Origin of the sequence: Kitasatospora sp. NPDC091257 (assembly GCF_044757675.1) — a bacterium.
Classification (GTDB): Bacteria; Actinomycetota; Actinomycetes; order Streptomycetales; family Streptomycetaceae; genus Kitasatospora; species Kitasatospora lactacystinica.
Window position 1 is genome coordinate 1 of sequence record NZ_JBIVVI010000333.1, and the last position, 7,766, is coordinate 7,766.

At 75.4% G+C, this 7,766-nt stretch carries 3 protein-coding genes and 1 pseudogene; all 4 read left to right on the forward strand.

The window, feature by feature from the left end; genetic code table 11:
* Positions 1–318: pseudogene (locus tag ACIQOV_RS17535) on the forward strand (hypothetical protein); the annotation flags it as partial.
* Between the two features lie 103 nt (positions 319–421).
* Positions 422–2,452: a flotillin family protein gene (locus ACIQOV_RS17540; RefSeq protein ID WP_401049413.1), complete on the forward strand. Its 2,031-nt coding sequence runs from the start codon at positions 422–424 to the stop codon at positions 2,450–2,452.
* A gap of 94 nt (positions 2,453–2,546) precedes the next feature.
* A complete protein-coding gene (locus ACIQOV_RS17545; RefSeq protein WP_401049415.1) occupies positions 2,547–7,307 on the forward strand; it encodes a DNA repair ATPase in 4,761 nt (1,586 codons plus the stop codon).
* 34 nt (positions 7,308–7,341) lie between these two features.
* Positions 7,342–7,755 carry a PPOX class F420-dependent oxidoreductase gene (locus ACIQOV_RS17550; RefSeq protein ID WP_401049417.1) on the forward strand — a complete coding sequence of 138 codons (414 nt, stop codon included), beginning with the start codon at positions 7,342–7,344 and terminating at the stop codon, positions 7,753–7,755.
* Positions 7,756–7,766 lie beyond the last annotated feature (11 nt).

Sequence of the window (7,766 nt, forward strand, 5' to 3'; positions counted from 1 at the left end):
CACCATCCACCACCGCCACCGCACCCGGAGCCCGCACCACCTGCTCCGCGAACAACCCCGACACCGTCCCCGCAGGACCGGCCGGTCACCCGGGGGGACTTCGTCGGCCGGGTCTGCGTGATCCGGACCGGCCGGGTGACGGCCGACTTCGGGCAGGCCGAGGTCACCGCGGAGGACGGCTCCACCGCGACCGTCCAGGTCCGTACGGCGACGCCCGAACCGGCCCTGACGGCCGGGCGGACCGCCCTGATCTTCGACTACGACGCCGAGGGCGAGCACTTCCTGGTGGCGCCCTTCGACCCGCCGGCCGTTCACTGACGCCTGTCCACTGACGCCTGTCCACTGACGCGCGTCACGCGTTTCCACCCACCCCCACCGCACTTCCCTTCGCACCAACTCGCCATCGTCAAAGGACTCCGTGATGGACACCATCGCCGTGGGTTTCGGCGTGCTCGTCGCCGTCGTGCTGCTCATCGTGCTCGCCATGCTGCTGTTCGTGGGCCGTCTGTTCCAGAAGGTCGAGCAGGGCAAGGCACTGATCGTCTCCCGGACGAAGAAGGTGGATGTGACCTTCACCGGCGCGATCGTCCTCCCGGTGCTCCACAAGGCCGAGTTGATGGACATCACCGCGAAGACGGTGGAGATCCACCGGGCCGGCCGGGACGGCCTGATCTGCCGGGACAACATCCGCGCGGACATCCGGATCTCGTTCTTCGTCCGGGTCAACAAGACCGTCGAGGACGTCATCAAGGTCGCGCAGTCGATCGGCACCGCCCGGGCCAGCGACCCGCAGGCGATCCAGGAGTTCTTCGCCGTCAAGTTCGCCGAGGCGCTCAAGACCGTCGGCAAGCAGCTGGACTTCACCGACCTGTACACCCACCGACACGAGTTCCGGGACCAGATCATCGCGGTCATCGGCACCGACCTCAACGGCTACACCCTTGAGGACGCGGCCATCGACCACCTGGAACAGACGCCGATGAGCCAGCTGGACTCCGACAACATCCTGGACGCCCAGGGCATCCGCAAGATCACCGAGCTGACGGCGATCGAGCACGTGCGCACCAACGAGTACCAGCGCAACGAGCAGAAGGAGATCACCCGGCAGAACGTGGACGCCCGGGAGGCCGTCCTGGAGCTGGAGCGCCGGCAGGCCGACGCCGAGATCCGCCAGCACCGCGAGATCGAGACCCTGCGGGCCAAGGAGGACGCGGTGATCGCCCGGGTGCAGGAGGAGGAGCGGCTCAACGCCCAGACCGCCTTCCTGCGCACCGAGGAGCTGCTCGGGGTGCAGCGGGAGAACCAGGCCCGCGAGGTCGCGGTGGCGCAGAAGAACCGCGAGCGGGTGATCGCGGTGGAGAACGAGCGGATCGAGAAGGACCGCCTGCTGGAGGTCGTCGGCCGCGAGCGGGAGACCCAGCTCGCCACGATCGCCAAGGAGAAGGAGGTCGAGTCCGCCAAGCGCGAGGTCGCCGACGTGGTCCGCGAGCGCGTCGCGGTGGACCGCACCGTCGCCGAGCAGGAGGAGGCCGTCAAGACGCTGCGCGCCACCGAGGAGGCCGAGCGGGTCCGCAAGGCCGTCGTGATCCAGGCCGAGGCCGAGGCGCAGGAGAAGCTCGTCAAGGACATCAAGGCCGCCGAGGCCGCCGAACAGGCCGCCTCGCACAAGGCCCGCGAGGCGCTGGTGCTGGCCGAGGCCCGGCAGCGGGCCGCCGAGCTGGACGCGGCCGCCAAGATCCGGATGGCCGAGGGCATCCGGGCGGAGGCCGCCGCCGAGGGCCTGGCCCGGGTCCAGGTCCGTGAGCAGGAGGCCGCGGCGGTGGAGAAGGTCGGCCGCGCCGAGGCCGTCGTCCAGGTCGAGAAGGCCAAGGCCGCCGCGCTGGAGGTCGGCGGCAGGCTGAAGGCCGAGGCCGAGGGCCTGACCGAGAAGGCCGCGGCGATGGCCAAGCTGGACGAGGCCTCGCGCGGGCACGAGGAGTACCGTCTGCGGCTGGCCGCCGAGAAGGACGTCCGGCTGGCCGGGCTGGACACCCAGCGGCAGATCGCCGAGGCCCAGGCGGCGCTGGTCGCGGCCGGGCTGGAGAAGGCGAAGATCGACATCGTCGGCGGGGACTCGGTCTTCTTCGACCGGCTGGTGCAGTCGGTGTCGGCCGGCAAGAGCCTGGACGCCTTCGTCGGCCACTCGCAGACCGCGCAGACCCTGGCCGGGCCCTGGCTGGACGGGCGGGCCAGCTTCACCGAGGACCTCACCAGGGTGCTCTCCTCGGTCTCCACGGCGGACGTGCAGAACCTGACGGTCTCCGCCCTGCTGATGAAGCTGATCGGCTCGGGCGCCGGGGACCAGGCCGGGCAGCTGCGCCGGCTGCTGGAGTCGGCGCGGCAGCTGGGCGTCGCGGAGACCCCGCTCGGGGTCCTGGCCGGCGGCCTCGCCTCGGCCAACGGCTCCAAGTGACCCGCTGAGCGACCGGGCGTTCCGACCCGCCGCCCGAACCGGCTGAACCGCCCCAAACCACCCGATCCGACCGAACCGACCGAGGAACGTGACCGTGACCGTGGACGCCCTCGACGCCCGGCTCGACGCCGGCACCTACGAGGTCCTGCGCGACCGGCTCGCCCGAGCCGCCGCCGAACTCGCCGACCGGGCCCAGGCGTTGAACGCCCGCCGGGTCGACGAGTTCGGCGGCGGGGAGCTGCGGCTGGCCGGCACCGGGCGGCTCACCACCGCCCGGTCCTGCCTGCCGCAGGACCTCACCGCCGTCGGCGGGCTGCTGCTGCTCGGCACCCGACCGGTCGAGGCCGCGGACGGCGCCGGGGACTTCGACGACGTCTTCGGCCTGCACCACCCCGACCTCTCCCCCGCGCCCGCCGAGGGCACCCTGCTGGACGACCCGCGGCTGCGCCAGGACCTCGCCGATCTGCGGCGCTACTTCCGCGACGCCCGGCTGGAGCGGCTGCGCGCGGTGGACGGCCGGCTGCTCGCCGTCTTCCGCACCGGCCCCGCCGCCGCCGACGTCCGGGTGCTGCGCTGGCGCCTCGACGGCGGCCCCGCCGACGACGCGCAGCCGTCCTACCTGGACGGGCGCGGCGAGCGCGACCACGTCCCCGCCGACGGTCAGCAGTTGCCCTGGACCGCCGTCACCCGGGACGACCAGCTGCCCGCCGGGCCCGGCCGCCCGCCCCGCGCGGACCTGGCCGGAGAGCTGCTGATCGGCGTCGACGGCGGCCGGCTGACCATCGCCGCCCCGGACGGCCGGGAGCTGTACCGCGAACCGCTGGCCGAGGCCCTGCAGACCCTCGCCGACGCCCGGATCGCCCACGCCCGGCTCGGCACCCTGCTGCTGGTGCGGGTGCGCCCGTACCAGGAGGAGACCGACCGGCACCTGGTGGTCCACCTGCCCACCGGCGCCGTCACCCGGATCGACGCGCTGGGCCAGGCCTGCCTGCGGCTGCCCGCCGACCAGGGCGTGGCCTTCCCCGGCGGCTGCCACCTGGTGGACGGCACCGTGCGCGTCTTCGACCAGCCGGTCGACGGCCTGGTGTACGAGCGCACCGTCCTGTCGCCCAACGGCGAGGACGTGCTGTACGAGTTCCGCTCCCCCGCCGACGGCCGCGCCCTGCTCCAGCCGTACAACAGCGTGCGCCAGGAGGCCGCCGCCCCGCTGCCCTGCCAGGGTTACTCGCTGCTCGCCGACGGCACCCTGATCGCGCTGCGCCCGGCCGAGGACGGGCCGACCCGGCTGCACCCCGTCCAGCTCTGGCAGACCCCGTTCACCAGCGAGCGCTTCGCCGCCGAACAGCCGCCCGGCAGCGGGCCGCTGGCCCGGATCGGCAACGCCGACCTGGTCCGCGGCCTGGCCGACTGCCTGGCCCTGGCCCGGCTGGCCGCGGCCGGCGCCGACACCCCGGCCGGCCATCGGGCCGTCCTCGCCGCCTGCACCCGCACCGCCGACCGGCACCACTGGCTCGGCCAGAGCGGTCTCGGCGACCTCGCCGCGCCGCTCGCCGAGATCCGCGACACCGCCCGGCAGGTCGTCGCCGAGTACGAGGCCGTCGCCCAGCTCACCGCGCACGCCGCCCGGCGGGCCGACGAGACCGCCGAGCACGTCGAGGGCCTGCTGCGCACCGCCCGCGGCGAGACCCTGGCCGACGCCGCCGAGTGGGTCGACCGGCTGGCCGGGCTGCGCCGCGCCCAGGGTCGTGTCGAGGCGCTGCGCGACCTGCCGCGCGCCGACGCCCGGCGGATCGACGCGCTCGCCGCGCACCTCGCCGAGGGTCTGGCCCGGGCCGCCGACCGCGCCGTCGTCCAGCTCGCCGAGCCGACCGCCTTCGAGCCGCACCGGCAGCGGGCGGGCGAGCTGGCCGAGCGGTGCGCCGCGATCGCCACCGCCGCCGAGGCCGAACCGCTGGGTCTCGAACTGGCCGCCCAGAGCGAGGCCCTGCAGACCGTCTCGGAGCTGGTCGGCACCCTCGATCTGGCCGACGCCACCACCCGCACCGCCATCCTCGACCGGCTCGCCGACGTGCTCGGGCTGCTCAACCGGGCCCGGTCCGCGCTGACCGTGCGCCGCCGGGAGCTGCGCACCCGCGAGGCCGCCGCCGAGTTCGCCGCCGAGACCGCCCTGCTCGGCCAGGCCACCACCGCCGCGCTCGCCGCCGCCGACACCCCCGAGGACTGCGACGAGCAGCTCGGCCGGCTGCTGCTGCGGATCGAGCAGTTGGAGACCCGCTTCGCCGACGCCGACCCGGCCCTCGGCGAGCAGCTCACCGCCCGGCGCACCGAGATCCACGACGCGCTCACCGCCCGCCGCCAGCACCTGCTGGAGGAGCGGGCCCGGCGCGCCGACCGGCTGGTCGCCTCCGCCGGGCGCATCCTCGACACCCTGCACCGCCGGCTGGCCGCGCTGGACACCGCCGAGGAGATCGAGGCGGCCTTCGCCGCCGACCCGACCGCCGTCAAACTCCGCGACCTGGCGGGGCAGTTGACCGCGCTCGGCGACCGGGTCCGGGCCGAGGAGCTGACCGGACGGCTGCGCGCGGCGCGCGGCCGCGCCCAGCGGGCCCTGCGCGACCGCGCCGAACTCGCCGGGGACGGCCCCGGCACCCTGCGGCTGGGCCGCCACCTGTTCGCCGTCACCACCCGGCGGCCCGAACTCGCCCTGGTTCCCTGGCGCGGACGCCCCGCCTTCACGCTCACCGGCACCGACTACCGCTCCCCCGTCACCGACCCGGCCTTCGCCGCCACCGAGCGGTACTGGGACCGCCCGCTGCCCTCGGAGACCCCGCAGCTGTACCGCGCCGAGTACCTCGCGGCGAGCCTGCTGCCGGCCGCCGAGACGGGGGCGCCGCGCACCGACGGCGAGCTGCTGGAGTACGTCCGGCGGGCCGCCGAGCAGCGCCCGGACGAGGGCTACCAGCGCGGCGTGCACGACCACGACGCCGCGCTGCTGCTCCGCGCCCTGCTCCGGCTCGGCGCCGGGGCCGGGCTGTTGCGCCACCCGGCGGGCGCCCGGGCGGCCGCCCAGCTGTACTGGGCGCACGGCGCCGACGAGCGGCAGCGGCTGCTCTGGCACACGCGGGCCCGCTCGCTGGGCCTCGCCCGGGACGCCTTCGGTGGCGCCCCGGCGTCGGCCGCGCTGGCGGCGCTGGCCGCACTGGAGGCCGAACTCTCCGCCACCGTTTCGGAGTTCGTTCCGGGGGCGGAGCCGTCCGGCCCGTACCTGGTGGCCGAACTGGCCGCCGCCGCACCCAGCTTCGCCCACTCCCCGGGCGCCGCCGCGCTGGTCGACAAGTTCCGCGCGGCACCCGAGTCGGCCGGCCTCACCGAGGCGCTGGCCGCGCTGCCCGAGGAGCCCGGGCTGCTGCCCGTACGGCGCCAACTGGCCGCCGCCTGGCTGGAGTCGGGAGCAGCCGACGCCGACCCGGCCGACCTCGCCGAGGCCGCCGCCGTCCTGCTCTGCCCGTCGCTGCCGCGCCGGCCCGCCGAGGGGGCCGTGGGCGCCCGGATCACCGGGCTGCTCGGCGACCACCCGCGGCTCGCGGGCGGGGCGCTCGACCTCCGGCTGGACGAACTGCTCGCCAAGGTGCGGGAGTTCGAGCAGGTCGAGGTGCCCGGCCACCGGGCCTACCAGCGGCTGCGGGGCGAACTGTTGGCCGCCGAGCACGCCCGGCTGCGGCTCGACCAGTACCGGCCCGCCCCGCTCAACGGCTTCGTCCGCAACCGGCTGATCGACCAGGTGTACCTGCCGCTGGTCGGCGACAACCTCGCCAAGCAGCTCGGCACGGCCGCCGCCGGCGGGCCGGTCGACCGCAGCGGCCTGCTGCTGCTGGTCTCTCCGCCCGGCTACGGCAAGACCACCCTGGTCGAGTACCTCGCCGAGCGGCTCGGGCTGCTGCTGGTCTCCGTCAGCGGCCCCGCGCTCGGCCACCGGGTCACCTCGCTGGACCCGGCCGAGGCCCCCGACGCCACCTCCCGGCGCGAGGTCGAGAAGCTCAACTTCGCCCTGCACGCGGGCGACAACGTGCTGCTCTACCTGGACGACGTGCAGCACACCTCGCCCGAGTTCCTCCAGCGCTTCATCCCGCTGTGCGACGCCCAGCGCCGGATCGACGGCGTGTGGGACGGCGAGGCCCGCGAGTGGGACCTGCGCGGCAAGCGCTTCGCCGTGGTCATGGCCGCCAACCCGTACACCGAGTCCGGCCGCCTCTTCCGGCTGCCCGACATGCTCGCCAACCGCGCCGACGTGTGGAACCTCGGCGACGCCGTCGCCGGGCGCGAGGACCTCTTCGCGCTCAGCTTCGTCGAGAACGCCCTGCCGGCCGGCCCCCACCTGGCCCCGCTCGCCACCGCCGAGCGCGCCGACCTCGACACCCTGCTCGCCCGCGCCGGCGGCGTGCCCGGCGGCACCCTGGCCGGCCCCTGGCCCGCCGCCGAGGTCGAGCGGATGACCGCCGTCCTGGCCGGCCTGCTCCACCTGCGCTCCACCGTCCTGGCCGTCAACCGCGCCTACCTGGCCTCCGCCGCCCAGGACGACCGGACCCGCACCGAGCCCCCCTTCCTGCTCCAGGGCTCCTACCGCAACATGGCCAAGCTCGCCCAGCGCCTCGACCCCGCCCTCACCCGCCCCGAACTGGACGCCCTGCTCACCGACCACTACCGGGCCGAGGCCCAGCCCCTGGGCGCCGAGGCCGAGGCCCAGCTCCTCAAGCTCGCCGAGCTCCGCGGCACCCTGACACCCGAGCAGGCGGCCCGCTGGGCGGAGCTGAAGAGGTCCTGGCAGGAGCGCGGGCGCGCCGCCGAACGCCCTTGACCTGAAGGGCGCTTGAGGTCCTAGCCTCGGCCGCATGGGCTACTTCACCGAACGCGAGCGCGGCTATCTCACTGGCCAACCGCTGGCCCGTCTGGCCACCCTCGGCCCGGACGGCTCCCCGCAGGTCCGGCCGGTGGGCTTCCGGCTCAACGACGACGGCACCATCGACATCGGCGGGCCGGACAACGCCCGCAGCCACAAGTACCGCAACGCCCGGGACCGCCCCGAGGTCTCCGTCCTGATCGACGACCTGGCACCCGCCGACGATCCGGTCGCGGGCGGCTGGGGGCGCGGCGTGGAGATCCGCGGCCGGGCGGAGGTGCTCGCCGTGGACGTCCCGCCGGTGGCTCCCGACCGGTTCAGCCGGGACGTCATCCGGGTGCACCCCCGGCGGATCGTCACCTGGAACCTGGAGTCGCCGGGCTCCACCGCCCGGGACGTCGGCTGACCCGGCCGGCC